The sequence below is a fragment of the Kitasatospora sp. NPDC096204 genome (assembly GCF_044763205.1).
Classification (GTDB): domain Bacteria; phylum Actinomycetota; class Actinomycetes; order Streptomycetales; family Streptomycetaceae; genus Kitasatospora.
Genome location: NZ_JBIWFT010000005.1, coordinates 109984 through 128450, shown reverse-complemented (window position 1 = coordinate 128450; position 18467 = coordinate 109984). Strand labels below are relative to the sequence as shown.

Here is an 18467-nt window from a genome sequence, read left to right as displayed (position 1 = left end):
GCCGAGCCGATCGGCGCGGGCCACAGGGAGTACGAGGCGCGTGAGGCTCTACGGACAGGAGGCCGTCCTCGACGGCCTCGTCCCACAACTGGTGGGACTCGACCGCACCACCAACCGACGACCGCACCACCGGCGCGCCGCCCCGGTCGTCCACCTGGTCGGCCCGCGCGGCAGCGGGAAGACCACCCTTCTCGACGACCTCCAGAACAGCTACCGGAACCGGGTCCCCCTGGTCCGGGCCGACCTGGCGAAGGAGGACTTCGGCTTCGAGGGACTGGGAAGGCTTCCGGGCGACGACCTCCCGAACGCCTCCCACCTCACCAGCCTGCTCTACCTGATCTCCCACCACCTGCAACTCGCCGTCCCGGGCTCCTGGACCACCCTCAAGTTCCGCAGGCTCTCCCTCGGTCTCCTCGTCGTCACCACCTGGCCGGCCTCCACCCCCGCCGACCCGAACGAGCCGGCCGACCTCCGCAACCTCCGGCAGCAGCTGGACCGCTTCCGGACCGTCATCACCGCCGACAGCGTGGACCGCAAGCGCCGCAACGACCTGCTCAGGCAACTGTTCGACGCCCTCCTCCCCCTGATCAGCACCGTCACCGCGATGCCCCCCGGCGCCGACGCCCTCGCCCAGACCGTCCTCACCACGGCCCGCGACGCCCTCCTCTCCCCGCGCGGCGACCGGGGTGCCCTCAACTGGTGGAAGAAGAGGCTCGGCGACTACCAGGGCGACGCCGTCCAGAAGCTCTACTGGTTCGGCCAGACCTTCCAGCAGCAGGACCACCGGCGGAACGAGATCGAAGCGCTCCTCACCGCCGCCCTCATCGCCGACATCGACGACAGCCACGACTTCAAACGGCGTCTCAACGACACCCCCCGGCCGCTCGTCCTGCTCGACAACCTCGACGCCCTCCCCGACGACCGGCTCATCGCCCCGCTCCGGGACGCCTTCGCCCACCTCGACGCCGACCGACCCGGCACCCACCCCGTCTTCGTCGTCACCACCCAGGGCTCCGCCCGGGGCCTCCCGCCCCTCACCCGCGACCCCGTCCCCGACGGGACCTGGATGACCATGGGTCTGCCCCCCGTGCGTCAGCGGGAGATCCGGGCGATGCTCGGCACCTCGCTCTACCCGGCCGAACTCCCCCTCCTCGTCGACCGGCTCAGCGGCGGACGCGCCGCCACCGCCTGCACCCTCCTCGACGCCTTCGACAGAGTCCGCCCGGCCGGCGGCCGTACGGGCGGCGCCGGCAGCACCCGCGCCCTCACCGACCAGCTCCGCTCCCCCAGCGACGTCGGGACCCTCGCCGGCCTCCTCCGCGGCCTCGTGGACCAGTTCCTCCCCGACCCCACCCTGCGGGCCCGCGTCCGCCTCCTCTCCGCCGCACTCGACCGCGGCGAGGCCGTCGCCCTGCTCACCTCCTACCGCCGGGAGAGCGACCCCGTCGACCGGCTCGAAGAAGTCCAGGCCCACCTCACCGGCATCCACGCCGACCCGTACCACTGGCCCTCGTACGGGCCCGGCACGCCCTTCCTCGCCGACCGCGCCCTGCGCACCCTGCTCCTCCAGGAACTGCGCGCCGAAACCACCTGGGCCGGCTGGGAGCAGATGCGCCGCCTCCTCCGGGACCGCTACCCGAGCCCCACCGACGGCACCCTCCGCGCGGTGGAAGCCGAAGCCAAGTACCTCCACCACACCCTCGCCCTCGGCCAGGTCGCGGAAGTCGCCAACGCCCTCCACCGGCGCTTCCTCGCCGACCGGCCCGCCGACTGGCTCACCCTCCTCAACGTCGCCTGCTCCGCCCCCCAGCCCCCCGACGCGCAGACCGCCCCCGCAACCCCGCCCTGCCCCACCTGTACGGCGCCCCGCGCCGCCGCCGACTCCCCCACCGTGCACCTCGCCATCACCCGCCTCCTCACCGCCCTGTGGCAGCAGTCCTCCCCCCTCGCCGCCACCGACGAAGACCACGTCAACGAGATCGCCGCACACCTCCGTACCCTCCGCGCGGAGAGCAACGACCCCGAACTCAGCCTGCTCCGGGCCCGCGACCACTGGCCCGTCCGGCTCCGGCAGGGCACGCAGGCACCCGACCTGCCGATAGAGAGAGCGAACGCATGAGCATCTCCGACATCTACGACGGCTGGGGGCGGCTCACCAAGGTCCTCGCCCTGGTGGCGGCCCTCGCCGTCGTCGCGGGCGCGATCGTGGCGGGCATCGAACTCACCCGCCCCGATCTCTCCTGCGGCGAAGGCGTGAGCAAGAAGACCCCCGACGGGGAGTGCACCGGCGTCACCGACGGCGCGTTCAGCTTCTCCCCCGCCCTCGACGCCGTCTCCCACCGGATCAAGGTGGAGAACGACAGCATCGCCGACCGCCCGCACGTCACCGTCGCCGTGATGATCCCCATGACCGGCCTCGCCCAGTCCGTCAGCCAGGACCGCGTCCTGCGGCAGCTCCAGGGCGCCTACCTCGCCCAGTACCGCGCCAACCACGACGACGGCGGCAGGACCCCGCCCATCCGGCTCGTGCTCGCCAACCCCGGCTCCGACAGCTTCGACTGGAGGCCGGTCACCGAACAGCTCGCCGGCATGGCCGCCTCCACGCAGGACAACCTCCGCGCCGTCACCGGATTCGACCGCAGCGTCCCCTCCACCAAGGCGGCCATCGCCCACCTCACCCGCGACCTGAAGATCCCCGTCGTCGGCGGGGCCATCACCGCGGACGACCTCGCCAACAGCCCCCAGGCGCCCAAGGACTTCCCCGGCCTCGTCCGGGTCGTCCCCACCAACACCGGCGAGGCCGACGCGCTCTCCTACTACGGCGCCCAGAGCGGTACGCCCGAGAGTGCCGTCGTCGTCGAGGACACCCGCGAGGACGACAACTACATCACCACCCTCAAACGTGCCTTCGAACGGAACACCAAGGTCACCGCCGCCCACCAGCCCCAGACCTACACCTCGCCCCAGGACATCAACCAGGTCGGCAACATCCCCAACGTGTTCGACATCATGATCCAGAACATCTGCCAGTCCCAGGCGAACACCATCTACTTCGCCGGCCGCTACCTCCAGCTGCGGCTGTTCATCAACCGGCTCGGGGCGCGCGGCTGCACCACGAAGCCGTACACCGTCCTCAGCGGCTCCGAAGCGAACTCCCTGCTCGCCGACCCCGAACTCGACTGGGCGGCCCTCTCCAAGAACGTCACCGTGCGCTACGTCTCCCTCGCGCACCGGGACATGTGGACCGGGCCGGCCGTCAACGGAGGCTCCGCCGAGGACCTCCAGGCACTCTCCGCCCGCGTCGACCAGGCCGCCAAGGAACCCGTCGGCCCCATCGGCCCCACCGACCTCTTCGACTCCCGCACCATCGTCATGCACGACACCGTGTGGACGGCCATCAGCGGCATCCGCCTCAGCGTCTCCGGGACCACCCCGCCCGCCACCTCCGCCAACCCGCTGCCCAGCATCACCGACGTCGCCGACATCTGGCAGTTCATGCACTCCAAGGCGATGGTCAAGGGCGCGGGAGGCTGGATCTGCCTCGACCAGAACGGCAACCCCTACGACAAGGCCCTCGCCATCGTCGAACTCCGGGACAACCCCCGCGCCGCCAAGTTCGTCGGGCTGGCCTGGCCGACCGGCAAGCCCCCGGAGGAGGACTGCACCGCGCCGAACTCCTGAACACGCCTGCCGAGCGAGTCCTCCAGGCCGGCTCCGTGACACAGGCGTTCCGGTCCCCCGGGTTCGCCGCGCCGGCGGGCGTACGGCGTCGCCTTCGACCGGGCCGCGTTCCGTCGCCGTTCTCCGGGCCTCCCTGCCGACCGGTCGGTCGGGCCGGGACGGGCCCGGGGCGGGGAGCCACCCGTACGGAGGGGCCGGGGGTAGGCCCGAGGTAAGGCCCGCCTAGGCTGTATGCCAAGCAAAAGGGGCGAACCGGACCCGCATCAGGGACCACGAGGACGGAAAGCAGGACCCGCCGATGGGCGACGGAATGTCAGGAATGCACCACCACGGCGGGATGACCCAACCAGGCCCGTTCACCTTGTCGAACGTCTGGACCTGGTCCCCGGACTGGGTGTTCCTGCTCGGCGGTCTCGTCGTCCTGGGGCTGTACGCGGCGGGCGTGGTGCGGCTGTACCGGCGCGGCGACCGCTGGCCGATCGGCCGGATGGTCGGCTGGGCCACGGGTGTCGGCACCATGCTGCTGGTCACCTGCACCGGGCTGAACGACTACGGCATGGTGCTGTTCAGCGCGCACATGATCCAGCACATGGTGCTCTCCATGCTGACGCCGATCCTGCTGCTGCTCGGCGCCCCGATCACGCTGGCCCTGCGGGCGCTGCGCCCGGCCGGCAAGGGCCGTCCGCGCGGGCCGCGCGAGCTGCTGGTGGCGCTGCTGCACAGCCGGTACATCCGGATCGTGTCGCACGCGGCGTTCACCATCCCGATGTTCATCGCGAGCCTGTACGGGGTCTACTTCACCCCGCTGTTCGACTTCCTGATGCAGTACCGCCTCGGGCACATCTTCATGATGGTGCACTTCCTGCTCACCGGTCTGGCCTTCTTCTGGCCGATCATGGGCGTGGACCCGGGCCCGCACCGCCCCGGCCACGTGATGCGGATCATCGAGCTGTTCATGGGGATGCCGTTCCACGCCTTCTTCGGCGTGGCGGTGATGATGGCCGGCCACCCGCTGGTCACCACCTTCACCGTGGAGGGCGCACCACCGGGGACGAACCTGCTGGAGGACCAGAAGCTGGCCGGCGGCATCACCTGGGCGTTCGGCGAGATCCCGACCGCGATCGTGCTGATCGCGCTGGTCTACCAGTGGATGGGCTCCGAGCAGCGGCAGGCCCGCCGCCGCGACCGTTCCGAGGAGCGCACCGGCGACGCCGAGCTGGAGGCGTACAACGCCTACCTGGCCTCGCTGCACAAGCGCGACCGCCGTGCGGGTGCGGGTGCGACTCCGGCCGCCCCGGTCGCCCCGGTCGCCGGCGCCGCCCCGGCGGCCGACGCGGGCTGAGCCCGGCGCCGTCCACCGCGGAACCCTCGTTCCCGGGAACCCCCGTTCCGCCTGCGGAACGGGGGTTCCGCCGTTCCGGGGCCCGGGACAGCGGTGCCGCGCGGTGCGGAACGGTCGTTCCGGCGCGGGCGTTCGAACAGGTATGCACGTCCTGCTGATCGTCGCCGTCCTGCTCTGCGGGTACGTCCTGCTCTGGCTGCTCGGCTTCCTCGGCTTGGCGCTGTACCACCGCCACCGCCGGCCCGCGCCGGCCGGCTCCGACTACCTGGTGGTCCTGGGCGCCGCGCTGGACGGCTGTGAGCCCGCGGCCCCGCTGGCGGCCCGGCTGGACGCCGCGCTGGAGCGTCTCGCCGCCGAGGAGGCCGCCGGGTACGCCCCGCTGGTCCTGGTGACGGGTGGGAAGGGCCCGCACGAGGAGTGCACCGAGGCCGCCGCGATGGCCCGCTACCTGACGGCCAGGGGCGTCCCGGCCGAGCGGATCCGGCGCGAGGAGCGCGCCGTGAACACCTCCGAGAACCTGCGCTTCAGCGCCGCCCTGATGGCCGCCGAGCGCCCCGGCTACCGCTGCACGGTGGTCACCAACGGCTTCCACACCGTCCGCTCCGCCCTGGCCGCCCGCCGGGCCGGCGCCCCCGCCGCGGTGCTCGGCGCGGACGGCCCGCTGGCACACGGCCCGTACCTCCTGCTGCGCGAGGCCGTCGGCACCGCCCTCGCCCTGCTCGGCCGCGTCTGAACCGGGGCAGCCCGAAGGCCCCGGCTCCGGTCCCTGGGTTTCAGGAACCGGAGCCGGGGCCTTCGTCAGCTCGACTCGACCGGAATCAGCCGAGGTTGGCGAGCGCCTCGTTGAAGGTCTTCGACGGGCGCATCACGGCGGCGGCCTTGGCCGCGTCCGGCTGGTAGTAGCCGCCGAGGTCGACCGGCGAGCCCTGGACCGCGATCAGCTCGTCCACGATGGCCGACTCCTGCTCGGTCAGCGTGGCGGCCAGGCCGGCGAAGGCCTGGGCCAGCTCGGCGTCGGCGGTCTGCTTGGCCAGCTCCTGGGCCCAGTACATGGCCAGGTAGAAGTGGCTGCCGCGGTTGTCGATGCCACCGAGGCGGCGGCTCGGCGACTTGTCCTCGTTGAGGAAGGTGCCGGTCGCGCGGTCCAGGGTGTCGGCCAGCACCTGGGCGCGGGCGTTGTCCGTGGTGCTCGCCAGGTGCTCGAAGCTGGCGGCCAGCGCGAAGAACTCGCCCAGGCTGTCCCAGCGCAGGTAGTTCTCCTTGACCAGCTGCTGGACGTGCTTCGGGGCGGAGCCGCCGGCGCCGGTCTCGAACAGGCCGCCGCCCGCCATCAGCGGGACGACCGACAGCATCTTGGCGCTGGTGCCCAGCTCCAGGATCGGGAACAGGTCGGTCAGGTAGTCACGCAGCACGTTGCCGGTCACCGAGATGGTGTCCTCGCCGCGGCGGATGCGCTCCAGCGAGAACTTGGTGGCCTCGACCGGGGACTTGATCTCGATCTGCAGGCCGGTGGTGTCGTGCTCCGGCAGGTACTGCTTGACCTTCTCGATCAGCACCGCGTCGTGGGCGCGGGTCTCGTCCAGCCAGAACACCGCCGGGACGCCGGTGGCGCGGGCACGGGTGACGGCCAGCTTGACCCAGTCCTGGATCGGCAGGTCCTTGGTCTGGCAGGCGCGGAAGATGTCGCCCGGCTGGACGGCCTGCTCCAGCACCACGTTGCCCTCGGTGTCGACCAGGCGGACGGTGCCCGCGGCGGCGATCTCGAAGGTCTTGTCGTGCGAGCCGTACTCCTCGGCCTTCTGGGCCATCAGGCCGACGTTCGGTACCGAGCCGATGGTCGCCGGGTCCAGGGCGCCGTGGGCGCGGCAGTCGTCGATGACGGCCTGGTACACGCCGGAGTAGCTGCTGTCCGGCAGCACGGCCAGGGTGTCGGCCTCCTTGCCGTCCGGGCCCCACATGTGGCCGGAGGTGCGGATCATGGCCGGCATCGAGGCGTCGACGATGACGTCGCTCGGCACGTGCAGGTTGGTGATGCCCTTGTCGGAGTCGACCATGGCCAGGGTCGGGCCCTCGGCCAGCTCGGCCTCGAAGGAGGCCTTGATCTCGGCGCCCAGGTGCGGCACGTTGTCGAGGCCGGCCAGGATGCCGCCGAGGCCGTTGTTCGGGTTCAGACCGGCGGCGACCAGCACCTCGCCGTACTTGGCGAAGGTCTTCGGGAAGAAGGCGCGGACCACGTGGCCGAAGATGATCGGGTCGGAGACCTTCATCATGGTGGCCTTGAGGTGCACCGAGAACAGCACGCCCTCGGCCTTGGCACGGGCGACCTGCGCGGCCAGGAACTCGTTCAGGGCGGCGACCCGCATCACCGAGGCGTCGACGACCTCGCCGGCCAGCACCGACACCTTGTCGCGCAGCACGGTGGTGGTGCCGTCCTCGCCGAGCAGCTCGATGCGCAGCGCACCGTCGGCGGCGATCACGGCGGACTTCTCGGTGGACCGGAAGTCGTTCTCGTCCATGGTGGCGACGTTGGTCTTGGAGTCGGCCGTCCAGGCACCCATGCGGTGCGGGTGGGTCTTGGCGTAGTTCTTGACCGACTGCGGGGCGCGGCGGTCCGAGTTGCCCTCGCGCAGGACCGGGTTGACGGCGCTGCCCTTGATCTTGTCGTAGCGGGCGCGGACGTCCTCGTCCTCGTCGGTCTGCGGGTCGTCCGGGTAGTCCGGCAGGGCGTAGCCCTGGGCCTGGAGCTCGGCGATGGCGGCCTTGAGCTGCGGCACCGAGGCCGAGATGTTCGGCAGCTTGATGATGTTGGCACCCGGGGTCTTGGCCAGCTCACCCAGCTCGGCCAGCGCGTCGCCGATCCGCTGCGCCTCGGTCAGACGCTCCGGGAAGCTCGCGATGATCCGCCCGGCCAGGGAGATGTCACGGGTCTCCACCCGCACACCCGCGGTCGAGGCGTAGGCCTGGACCACCGGCAGGAACGAGTAGGTCGCCAGGGCCGGAGCCTCGTCGGTGTGCGTATAGATGATGGTCGAGTCAGTCATCGGTACTCCGCTTCACGTCTCCAACGTCTTGACGTCAAGATATCTCGTCACAGGCCTCCGACTCCACCTCCCCCCGTCTTCCGGCGCACACCGGTCCGGCGGAGGGCGTGACGGGGGCTGTGATCGGGGGCGTCACCGGGGGATGCGACGGGGGCCGAACTCCACGGTGGTCCGGGTCGGGACGCCTGGCAAGCGGAGGGCCAGGGAAGTGGTTTAGTCCAGTCGGGTGAGCCGGGCGTCAGGAGTGCGTCAACGCACGACCCCATTCGGTCAACGGCGCGTCAGGACCGGGGATCCCCGGGCCGGCCCGCCCTAGCGTCGAGGCAGTAGTTCCGGCAGGCACCACCACCCCACTCGGGAGCATCCGCATGGCCCGCGTCGTCTGGCACGTTCCGGTCACCACCTCCGGCACCGGAAGCACCACCGCACTCCGCCTGTTCCGCCTGCGCGACGGCCGCCGCTGCGCGGTCGGATTCTCCAGCCCCGAGGCCCTCACCGCCCTCCTCGGGCCCGGCCAGGCCCACACCGAGCTCGCCGAGCCCGCCCTCCGCGAGCTCACCGCCCCGCTCGGGATCGACACCCTGGTGCTGGACCCCCGGCTGGTCGCCCCCTCCGTGTCCGCACCGTCCGCCGCGCCGTCCCTGACGGCCCCGCCCGGCACCGCCCCCGTCGCCCCGGCCTCGGTCTCGGCCGTCCGGTTCCAGCACCGGTGACCGCCCCGCTCCAGCTCGTCCCGGACGATCCGGCCCAGGGCCGGCCCGGACCGGGGCGGGCCCAGCCGGCCCGGGCGCTGCACGCGATCGCCCGGATCAGCCACGGACCGGTCCCGCTCGACTTCGACCGCCTCGCGGCGCAGTTCCCGGCCGTCCAGAGCGGCCTGGCCCTGGCCGGCGAGGCCGACCTCGAGCTGCGCCTCGCCTGTACCGGCCCCGAGGAGTTACGGGCGATCGCCGCCGCCCTGCACCGCGCGGGCGCCGCCAGGGTGCACATCGACCTCGTCCTGCGCTCCCTCACCCCCGCCCCGGTCACCCTGCGCCCGGTGCCGTGACCGACACCGGTACGGGCCGTGGCCCGGGCGCCCCGCTCCCCTGCCCGGGGGCGGGGCGCCCGGCCGCGCTCACTCCTCCCCGGGGCGCGGATCCGGGTTGATCGCCTGGCCGTCGATGGGCTGGCCCCAGGCGTCGTCGCCGGCCGCGTCGACGCAGTAGCCGCTGCCCTCGACGTGCCCGCCCGCGCTCCGGCACTGGTCGGCGGTGACGTCCCGGCGCCCGCTCGCCGCCGCCGGACCGGCGGCGAGCACGGCCCCGGCGGCGGCCCCGGCGACGGCGGCGAGCAGGAGGACGGAGGCGGTCGCGGCGGCCGACCGGGCCGGGAGTGAGCTGTTCATGCGGACCACGACAGCACGCCACCCGGCCCCCGGCGACCACAGGACGCCCGCCCGGGTGGCCGCCACCCACCGCCCGCCGGTCTACCGCCGCGCCAGCGCCGCGATGGCCGCGAGCAGCAGCGCCGAGCCCGCCAGCAGGCCCGCCGTCAGCGGCTCCCCGAGGAACAGCACGCCGATCACCGCCGCGGTCGCGGGCTCCAGCAGGACCAGCACCGCGGCCGTGGTGCTGGGCACGGCGGTGAGGCCGGTGAAGTACCAGCGGTAGGCGAACAGGGTGGGGACCGTACCGAGGAAGAGCAGCGCCACCGCGGTCACCACCGGGTCCCCGCCCGTCGGCAGGACGCCCTGGGCGCCCTGGACGGCCGCGAGCGGCAGCAGGCAGAGCAGGCCGGTGGTGAAGGCGCCGGTGCCGGCCCGGGCCGAGCCGCCGCCGCGGGCCCAGAGGGTGAGGCCGCTCTGGCCGGCGCCCCCGAGGACGGCCAGCGCGACGCCGAGCGCCGGGCGCGGGCCCGCCGCCGGGGCGGCGACCAGCAGGGCGAGACCGGCCAGGGCCAGGGCCACCGCGGCCGCGGCGCGACGGGTCAGCCGCTCGCCGAGCAGCAGGTGGGCCCCGAGGCTGGTGAACACCGGGCCGGCGCCGATGGTGATCAGGGTGCCCAGCCCGAGCCCGGCGTACCGCACCGAGCCGAAGTAGGCACACTGGCTGACCGCCAGGCCGAGCCCGGTCAGCCCGGCGGCGCGCCACCGGGCGGTGCCGCGCTCGCCGCCGCGCTCACCGCGCGGTTCACGGCTCGGCAGCAGGGCCAGGCAGAGCGCGGCGACGCCGAAGCGCCAGCAGGAGACGCCCGCCGGGCCGAGCCCGCCGGTGCGCATCAGCAGTGCGGAGACGGCGCCGCCCACGCCCCAGGCGACGGCGGCGGCGGAGATGGACAGGAGGCCGTGCCGGAAGGGCACGGCGGCGTACGAGGTCATGCGTCGGTACTCCACGATGAGTTGCCGGTTCGGGTCCGCGGGGTACGCGGGCGGCAGTCATCGCCCCGGCTGCGGGCTGGTCCCGTCGGGCCGGAGTGGGTGGAGTGGGCCGCCCGCTAGCGGGCCGGCGGGGCGAGGATCACAAGACGCACGAGGTCAGCCTACGCGCCGCCCGGTCCCCTTGTCCGCGATCTTTCCGCCGCCCGTGAACGGGACGTACCGTCGCCCTGGCCGGTACTCCCGCCGGAACCCCCGCGGGGGCTGCCGGTGGGCCTCCCGGCCGGAACGCACCCCTCGACGAAGGAGCGGAACACGATGGACCAGCTGACGTACGACGAGGTCGAGGCCGCCGGGAAGCGGATCGCCGGGCGGGTGCGCCCGGTGGCGGTGGCGCCGGGGGACGACGGCGGGCGGACCTGGCTGGCCCTGGAGTTCCTCCAGCACACCGGCAGCTTCAAGGCGCGCGGCGCGCAGAACTTCCTGCTCGCGCACGCCGAGGCGGGCACCCTCCCGGACACCGGGGTGACCATCGCCTCGGGCGGCAACGCCGGACTGGCCTGTGCCTGGGCGGCCCGCGAACTCGGCGTCCGGGCAACGGTGTTCCTGCCCGAGACGGCCTCCGCGGTGAAGCTGGCGCGGCTGCGCTCGTACGGCGCCGAGGTGCGTCTGGCGGGCCGGGAGTACGCGGAGGCGCTGGCCGCCTGCGAGGAGTTCGCGGCGGGCAGCGGGGCGCTGTCCTCGCACGCGTACGACCATCCGCTGATCGCCGCCGGCGCCGGGACGGTCCTGCCGGAGCTGCGCGCGGCGGTGCCCGGGCTGGACACCGTGGTGGTGTCGGTCGGCGGCGGCGGGCTGTTCGCCGGGGTGGCGGTGGCGGCCCGCGAGCACGGCGTCCGGGTGCTCGCCGTGGAGCCGACGGGCAGCCGCGCCCTCCACGCCGCCCTGGCGGCCGGCCGCCCGGTGGACGTCCCGGTGGACTCCGTAGCCCAGGACGCGCTCGGGGCCCGCCGCGCCACCGCCCTCGCCGTGGCGGCCGCCGCGCACGAGGGCGTCCGCTCGGTGCTGGTCGACGACGAGGCCATCGTGCGCGTCCGCCGGCAGCTCTGGGAGGACCGCCGGATCGCCGTCGAGTACGCGGCCGCCACCGCGCTCGCCGCCCTGGACCGGGCCGAGGGCGAGCGTGTCGCCGTACTGCTGTGCGGCGCCAACACGGACCCGTCCGATCTGGTGGATTAGCACCGGACCGCTATACGGAGCCCACTATTCCCATCACCGAACGGACCGTCTATCATGCCGCCCCACGCCGATCGGCCGGAATTCCGACTGGGTCGATCGAATACGTAACAGATCGGCGGCAATCACGCCCCCTACCTGCAAGGACGTCCAGAAAAGAATGTAAACATTCAGTAATGAAATCTGTGCAGGGGCAGCTGAAAAGCCCTAGTGTGTGGCAACTCTCATCGCTCCGCCCACCTCGGGGCCCCCACCCACAGAGAGATCGTTCATGGCTTCCCTCAACCAGATCTCACCGCCCGATCAGGGCACCGGCTCCGATTCCGGGACCACCCACCGGTCGCTGCGCCGCCACGTCGGGCTCGTCGGCCTCATGTGGGCCTCGGTCGGCTCGATCATCGGCTCCGGCTGGCTCTTCGGCGCGAAGGAGGGCGTCATGGCGGCGGGCCCGGCCGCCGTCCTGTCCTGGGTCATCGGCACGGTCGCGATCGTGCTGCTCGCGCTCGTCCACGCCGAGCTCGGCAGCATGTTCCCGGTCTCGGGCGGCACCGCGCGCTACCCGCACTACGCCTTCGGCGGCCTGGCCGGCATGTCCTTCGGCTGGTTCTCCTGGCTCCAGGCGGCCACCGTCGCGCCGATCGAGGTCGAGGCGATGATCGGCTACGCCCGGCACTGGCCCTGGGCGGCCGACCTGCTCAACGACGACAACACCCTCACCGTCAGCGGCTTCGTCGTCGCCACCGTGCTGATGGCGGTGTTCGTCGCGGTGAACTTCCTCGGCGTGCGCGTGCTGGCCCGCACCAACAACATCGCCACCTGGCTGAAGATCTTCGTCCCGCTGCTGACCATCTTCGTGCTGGCCGTGACCAACTTCCACGGCTCCAACTTCACCTCGCACGGCTTCGCGCCGTTCGGCGCCAAGGGCGTGCTCGCGGCGATCAGCACCAGCGGCATCATCTTCGCCCTGCTCGGCTTCGAGCAGGCCATCCAGCTCGCCGGCGAGAGCCGCAACCCCAAGCGCGACATCCCCCGCGCCGTGCTCGGATCCGTCGCCATCGGCAGCCTGATCTACACCCTGCTCCAGGTCGTCTTCATCGGCGCCCTGCCGGTCAGCACCTTCGCCAACGGCTGGGACAAGCTCGACTTCCCCGGCATCGACGGCCCGTTCGCGGGCCTCGCCACCCTGGTCGGCCTCGGCTGGCTGGCCTGGGTGCTGTACGCCGACGCCGTGATCTCCCCCGGCGGCAGCGGCCTGATCTACACCACCTCGACCTCCCGCATCTCCTACGGCCTGAGCCGCAACGGCTACGCCCCGCAGCGGTTCGAGGAGCTCGACAAGAACGGCGTGCCGTGGTTCGGCCTGGTGATCGCCTTCGTCACCGGCGTGATCTGCTTCCTGCCGTTCCCGAGCTGGCAGGAGCTGGTCGGCTTCATCACCTCCGCCAGCGTGCTGATGTACGCCGGCGCCCCGCTGGCCTTCGGCGCGATGCGCCGGCGCCTGCCCGGGCACGAGCGCCCCTACCGGCTGCCGGCGGGCGGGCTGATCTCCCCCGCCGCGTTCGTGGTCTCCAGCCTGATCATCTACTGGTCCGGCTGGCACACCCTCTCCCGCCTGGGCATCGCGATCGTGCTCGGCTACCTCCTGCTCGGCAGCTACGCCGCGTACGCGATCAGGAAGGGCCTGCCGAACGCGCCCCGGCTGAGCTGGAAGTCCGCCCAGTGGCTGCCCCCGTACCTGGTGGGCCTCGGCCTGATCTCCTGGCAGGGCGGCTTCGGGGACGGCACCGGCCGGATCCCGATGTGGGGCGACATGGCCCTGGTGGCGGTGTTCTCGCTGGTCATCTACTACTGGGCGATCCGGGTGGCGCTGCCGACCGAGGCGATCGAGCAGGAGATCGCCGACGTCGAGGTGGTCGACGAGGGCGGCCACTGACCGACCCCGGAACAGACGGAAGGGCCCGCCGTGCGACCGGCGGGCCCTTCCTCGTCCCGTCCTCAGAGGCCGAGAACCGTCCGCAGCACCGTGGTGAACTCGGCCTCCGCGTCCTGCGCCGGGCCGGTCGAGCGCCAGGCGACGAAGCCGTCCGGGCGGACCAGCACCGCACCCCGGGGGCCGATGCCGTGCAGCGCGGCGAAGTCCGAGCCGGGCTCCGGCGCCAGGTCGTCCTCGGCGCCGGAGCCGATCCGGAAGCCGTCCAGCGGGACGGCCAGCCGGTCGGCCGCGCGCCGGGCGCCCGCCTGCCACGCGCCACCCTCCGGGCCGGTCAGCAGCACCATCGCCTGCTCGTACAGGTCCAGCGTGGACAGCCGCACCCCCGCCCGCAGCAGCCACTGGTGCGGAGCCCGGCTGCCCGGCTCGCCCGCCGACTCGAACTGCTCGGGGACGACCGGGCCGCCCCGGTCCGCGCCGACCACCGCGCCCACCGGGTACCGGTAGCCCAGCGCCACCGCCAGCACCCCGGCCTGCCGGCCGGCGCCCGGCACCACCGCGTAGCCCGGGTGGCTGTGCTCGGCGGAGCGGGCCGACGCCCGCTCACCCGTCACCCGGGCGACCGGGCGGCGCTCCTGCCCGTACGACTCCAACAGCCGCGGCCCGGCCCAGCCGCACAGCACGGCGGCGATCTTCCAGGCCAGGTTGTGGGCGTCCTGGATCCCGGTGTTGGAACCGAACGCGCCGGTCGGGGACATCTCGTGGGCGGAGTCCCCGGCGAGGAAGACCCGCCCGGCGCCGTACCGGTCCGCCACCCGCTCGGCGGCGTGCCAGGGCGCCCGGCCGGTGACCTCGACGTCCAGCTCCGGCAGCCCGACGGCGGTACGGATGTGCCGCTCGCAGCGCTCGTCGGTGAAGGCCTCCAGCGGCTCGCCGTGCTCGGGGTGCCAGGGCGCGTGGAAGACCCACTCCTCCTGGTTGTCCACCGGCAGCAGCGCGCCGTCCGCCTCCGGGTTGGTCAGGTAGCAGGCGATGAAGTGCCGGTCGCCGACCACCTCGGCCAGCCGTTTGGCCCGGAAGGTGATGCTGACGTTGTGGAACAGCTCGCCCTTGCCGGACTGGCCGATGCCCAGCCGCTCCCGGACCGGGCTGCGCGGGCCGTCCGCGGCGATCAGGAACTCCGAGCGCACCACCCGCTCCTCGCCGCTCTCCCGGCTGCGCAGCACCGAGGTGACGCCGTCCGCGTCCTGCTCGAAGGAGACCAGCTCGGTGCTGAACCGCAGGTCGCCACCGAGCTCGCGGGCCGCGCGCCGCAGCACCGGCTCCAGGTCGTTCTGGCTGCACAGGCACCAGGAGCTGGGGCTGAACCGGGCCAGCCGGCCGCCCGGGTCGATCTCCCGGAACAGCCACTCCTGCTCGGCGCCGGTCAGCGACGGCGCCTGGAGGATGCCGTGGTTGGGGGCGAGGACCGAGGCCGCCTCGCGGATCGCCGGCTCGATCCCGGCCACCCGGTACAGCTCCATGGTGCGGATGTTGTTGCCGCGCCCCCGCGGATGGTGCGAGGTGTCGGCGTGCTTCTCGACCAGCAGGTGTCCAACCCCGAGCCGGCCGAGGAAGAGTGAGGCGGACAGCCCCACCAGCGAGCCGCCCACGATCAGGACCGGCACCCGGTCGTCAACCTTCGGATTCATCAATTGCTCCGCCCTGTCAGGGGATTCCGCGGCCCGGCGGTTGGGCTCGGCGCCGCCCACGACGGGCCCGCTCAGCCGGGGGCCCCGCTCTTCCATCCCCCGCCGGAGCGGGCCCGTGGCGCCCCTTCGCCCGGATGGCCCGCAAATCTCGCGCCGCGCCCGGTGCGCCGCCCACGATCGACCTCAGGCCTGGCGCCGACGCGCCCGGCCGAACCGCCGTCGCACCGCACTCCCAGGCCGGGGAGCACCCGCCGGACCCGACCGACACGGCCCGCAGCGTGCGGCCCAGAGCAGAAAGTGGATCATGACGACTCTGTCAGAACCCCAGCCGAAGCAGCAGGACGAGGCCGACACCCGGCTGCGGGTGGTGCTGATGCTGGAGATCCAGGACGGCGCCCAACAGCGCTTCCTCGACGTGTACGAGCAGCTGCGCCACCAGGTGGCCTCGGTCCCCGGCCACGTCAGCGACCAGCTGTGCCAGTCGATCAACGACCCGCGCCAGTGGCTGATCACCAGCGAGTGGAAGGACCAGGAGACCTTCCTGGAGTGGGTGGACAGCCCGGCCCACCGGGAGATGGTCAAGCCGATGCACGGCTGCGTCAGCGACAACTTCCGCTCGCTGCGCTACGCCGTGCTGCGCGAGACCTCGGCGGCCGGCACGACCGGCACCCGGGCCCCGATGGAGGTGCCGCCCGGGCTGCCGCCCACCACGCACGCCGGGCACGTCGGCCCGCCCAAGGCCGAACCGGGCCCGGACGGCATCGTCCGCCACGCGCTGACGTTCACCGTCAAGCCCGGCAGCGAGCCCGAGGTGGCCCGCATCCTCTCCGGCTACTCCTCCCCCCGGGCCGAGGTGGACCAGCACACCCGGCTGCGCCGCACCTCGCTGTTCATGCTCGGCAACCGGGTCGTGCGCGCCGTCGAGGTGATCGGCAACCTCGGCGACGCGCTGCGCCACGTGGCGATGCAGCCCGAGGTACGGGCCGTCGAGGAGGCGCTCAACCCGCACCTGGAGGAGGCCCGCCAGCTGGGCGACCCGCAGGCCGCCCGGGCGTTCTTCGCCAGGGCCGCGCTGCCCGCCCGGCACCAGGCGATCGCCAGCTCCCCCGCCTCCGCGCGGCTGCACCGGCACGCCGTGCTCTACCCCGTCCGCCCGGGCCGCGGGCGAGCCGTGGCCGAGCTGCTGGCCGAGCACGACAACCTGGCCACCGCCGACCCGACCGGGCCGGTCGCGGCGGCCACCGTCTTCCACCGCGAGGACGTGGTGGTGCGCCTGGTCGACCTGCGGGTGCCGGCCGAGGCCGACCCGGCGGCCGCCCTCGGTGTCGCCGACGACGAGCAGGCCGCCGTGCTCGCCGGGCTGCTCGACCTCGGCCCGCAGGGCGACCTGCGCACCGTGGCCGGACTCGGCGCGTTCCTCGCCGCCCGCGCCATGAACCCGGTCACCGACCGCACCTCCCCCGACCCGATCAACAACTGACGCTCCGACACCTTCACGGGAGATCTCCATGACCACGCAGTCCCCACGGATCGTCAGCGTCCACGAGGCACCGGAAAACCGCCGTCACGGCGCCGAACTGCGCACCATGCTCACCCCGACCACCTGTGGCGCCACCAGCGGCTTCATGGGCCTGGCGATCGTCAGGCCCGGCGAGCGGATCGGCGAGCACTACCACCCGTACTCCGAGGAGTTCGTGTTCGTCGTCTGCGGCGAGCTGGAGGTGGACCTCGACGGGAAGCCCCACCCGCTCAAGCCGGACCAGGGCCTGATGATCCCGATCAACATGCGCCACCGCTTCCGCAACGTCGGCGACACCGAGGCCCGGATGGTCTTCCACCTCGGCCCGCTCGCCCCACGCCCCGATCTCGGCCACGTGAGCACCGAGGGGACCGCGGCGTCCGGCCCGCCGGAACACGCCAAGGTGGTCTCGTGACCCGGCGCGTCGCCGTCACCGGGATCGGCGTGGTCGCACCCGGCGGGGTCGGCGTCCCGGCGTTCTGGGACCTCCTGACGGCCGGCCGCACCGCGACCCGGGGCATCACGCTCTTCGACCCCACCGGGTTCCGCTCCCGGATCGCCGCCGAGGTCGACTTCGACCCGGCGGCCCACGGGCTGGGCCCGGAGGACGTCCAACGGGCCGACCGCTACGTGCAGTTCGCGATGGTCGCGGCCGACGAGGCGATCGCCGACGCCGGCCTGGACCTGGCCGCCGAAAACCCGTGGCGGATCGCCGTCTCGCTCGGCACCGCCGTCGGCGGCACCACCCGGCTGGAGCACGACTACGCCCTGGTGAGCGCGTCCGGCGCCCGCTGGGACGTGGACCACCGGCAGGCCGAGCCGCAGCTGCACCGGGCCTTCGCGCCCAGCACGCTGGCCTCCGCGGTGGCCGAGCGGACCGGCGCGCACGGCCCGGTGCAGACCGTCTCCACCGGCTGCACCTCCGGGCTGGACGCGATCGGCTACGGCTTCCAGACGGTCGAGGAGGGTCGCGCCGACATCTGCGTCGCCGGCGCCTCCGACTCCCCGATCTCGCCGATCACCGTCGCCTGCTTCGACGCCATCAAGGCCACCAGCGAGCGCAACGACGACCCGCAGCACGCCTCCCGCCCCTTCGACGCCGACCGGGACGGCTTCGTGCTCGGCGAGGGCGGCGCCGTCCTGGTCCTGGAGGAGCTGGAACACGCCCGCCGCCGCGGCGCCCGGATCTACGGCGAGATCGGCGGCTTCGCCACCTTCGGCAACGCCTACCACATGACCGGCCTCACCAAGGAGGGGCTGGAGATGTCCCGGGCGATCGACCACGCGCTCGCCCACGCCCGGGTGGACCGCACCGAGGTGGACTACGTCAACGCGCACGGCTCGGGCACCAAGCAGAACGACCGGCACGAGACCGCCGCGGTCAAACGCTCACTGGGCGGGCACGCCTTCGGGACCCCGATGAGCTCGATCAAGTCGATGGTCGGGCACTCGCTCGGCGCGATCGGTGCCATCGAGGTGGTCGCCTGCACCCTGGCGCTCGCCCACGGCGTCGTGCCGCCGACCGCCAACTACGAGACTCCGGACCCGGAGTGCGACCTCGACTACGTGCCGCGCACCGCGCGTGAGCTGCCGCTGAGCCACATCCTCTCGGTCGGCAGCGGATTCGGCGGATTCCAGTCCGCCGTCGTGCTCAACAGAACGGGGTGAGTT

15 protein-coding genes are annotated in these 18467 nt (G+C 73.1%); 11 read left to right on the top strand and 4 right to left on the bottom strand.

Features of this window, described 5'->3' with window-relative positions:
* Positions 1–40: 40 nt before the first annotated feature.
* The 4 genes from ACIQ87_RS07600 to ACIQ87_RS07585 all read left to right on the top strand — a co-directional run bounded on the left by ACIQ87_RS07600 (position 41) and on the right by ACIQ87_RS07585 (position 5756).
* On the top strand, positions 41–2119 hold the full coding sequence (locus ACIQ87_RS07600; RefSeq protein ID WP_402403003.1) for a hypothetical protein: 2079 nt from the start codon (positions 41–43) through the stop codon (positions 2117–2119).
* On the top strand, positions 2116–3681 hold the full coding sequence (locus ACIQ87_RS07595; RefSeq protein ID WP_402403000.1) for an ABC transporter substrate-binding protein: 1566 nt from the start codon (positions 2116–2118) through the stop codon (positions 3679–3681). Before ACIQ87_RS07600 ends, ACIQ87_RS07595 begins: the two co-directional genes overlap by 4 nt.
* A 319-nt stretch (positions 3682–4000) precedes the next feature.
* Complete coding sequence (locus tag ACIQ87_RS07590) at positions 4001–5023, top strand: cytochrome c oxidase assembly protein (protein ID WP_402403364.1); 1023 nt, start codon at positions 4001–4003, stop codon at positions 5021–5023.
* Between the two features lie 142 nt (positions 5024–5165).
* Positions 5166–5756: a YdcF family protein gene (locus tag ACIQ87_RS07585; protein ID WP_402402997.1), complete on the top strand. Its 591-nt coding sequence runs from the start codon at positions 5166–5168 to the stop codon at positions 5754–5756.
* Between the two features lie 85 nt (positions 5757–5841).
* On the opposite strand, the gene ACIQ87_RS07580 is transcribed toward ACIQ87_RS07585, so the two are convergent.
* Positions 5842–8064 (bottom strand): NADP-dependent isocitrate dehydrogenase, encoded by a 2223-nt coding sequence (locus tag ACIQ87_RS07580; RefSeq protein ID WP_402402994.1) that lies wholly within the window; start codon positions 8062–8064, stop codon positions 5842–5844.
* A gap of 368 nt (positions 8065–8432) precedes the next feature.
* Here ACIQ87_RS07580 and ACIQ87_RS07575 point away from each other — a divergent pair, with 368 nt between their 5' ends.
* Positions 8433–8777 (top strand): SAV_915 family protein, encoded by a 345-nt coding sequence (locus ACIQ87_RS07575; RefSeq protein ID WP_402402992.1) that lies wholly within the window; start codon positions 8433–8435, stop codon positions 8775–8777.
* Positions 8774–9112, top strand: a complete 339-nt coding sequence (locus ACIQ87_RS07570; protein WP_402402989.1) for a hypothetical protein — start codon at positions 8774–8776, stop codon at positions 9110–9112. Before ACIQ87_RS07575 ends, ACIQ87_RS07570 begins: the two co-directional genes overlap by 4 nt.
* A gap of 69 nt (positions 9113–9181) precedes the next feature.
* Here the strand turns inward: ACIQ87_RS07570 and ACIQ87_RS07565 are convergent, their stop codons facing one another.
* Positions 9182–9451: a hypothetical protein gene (locus tag ACIQ87_RS07565; RefSeq protein ID WP_402402986.1), complete on the bottom strand. Its 270-nt coding sequence runs from the start codon at positions 9449–9451 to the stop codon at positions 9182–9184.
* An 81-nt stretch (positions 9452–9532) separates the two neighbouring features.
* The gene (locus ACIQ87_RS07560; RefSeq protein WP_402402984.1) at positions 9533–10423 is read right to left on the bottom strand and encodes a DMT family transporter; all 891 of its coding nucleotides are present in this window, start codon (positions 10421–10423) and stop codon (positions 9533–9535) included.
* Between the two features lie 315 nt (positions 10424–10738).
* On the opposite strand from ACIQ87_RS07560, the gene ACIQ87_RS07555 reads away from it, so the two are divergent.
* Positions 10739–11659 (top strand): serine/threonine dehydratase, encoded by a 921-nt coding sequence (locus ACIQ87_RS07555; RefSeq protein ID WP_402402981.1) that lies wholly within the window; start codon positions 10739–10741, stop codon positions 11657–11659.
* Between the two features lie 268 nt (positions 11660–11927).
* Positions 11928–13589 carry an APC family permease gene (locus ACIQ87_RS07550; protein WP_402402979.1) on the top strand — a complete coding sequence of 554 codons (1662 nt, stop codon included), beginning with the start codon at positions 11928–11930 and terminating at the stop codon, positions 13587–13589.
* 62 nt (positions 13590–13651) lie between these two features.
* Here ACIQ87_RS07550 and ACIQ87_RS07545 read toward each other — a convergent pair whose 3' ends face one another.
* On the bottom strand, positions 13652–15373 hold the full coding sequence (locus tag ACIQ87_RS07545) for an FAD-dependent oxidoreductase (RefSeq protein ID WP_402402976.1): 1722 nt from the start codon (positions 15371–15373) through the stop codon (positions 13652–13654).
* A 208-nt stretch (positions 15374–15581) separates the two neighbouring features.
* Between ACIQ87_RS07545 and ACIQ87_RS07540 the strand changes: the two genes are divergently transcribed.
* Genes ACIQ87_RS07540 through ACIQ87_RS07530 form a run of 3 tightly spaced genes read left to right on the top strand, consistent with a single transcriptional unit; the run spans position 15582 to position 18464 of the window.
* Entirely contained in the window at positions 15582–16757 is a 1176-nt protein-coding gene (locus tag ACIQ87_RS07540) for a SchA/CurD-like domain-containing protein (RefSeq protein WP_402402973.1), read from the top strand.
* A 28-nt stretch (positions 16758–16785) separates the two neighbouring features.
* Positions 16786–17211 (top strand): cupin domain-containing protein, encoded by a 426-nt coding sequence (locus ACIQ87_RS07535; protein WP_402402970.1) that lies wholly within the window; start codon positions 16786–16788, stop codon positions 17209–17211.
* Positions 17208–18464: a beta-ketoacyl-[acyl-carrier-protein] synthase family protein gene (locus tag ACIQ87_RS07530; protein ID WP_402402968.1), complete on the top strand. Its 1257-nt coding sequence runs from the start codon at positions 17208–17210 to the stop codon at positions 18462–18464. Before ACIQ87_RS07535 ends, ACIQ87_RS07530 begins: the two co-directional genes overlap by 4 nt.
* The last annotated feature ends 3 nt before the right edge of the window (positions 18465–18467 follow it).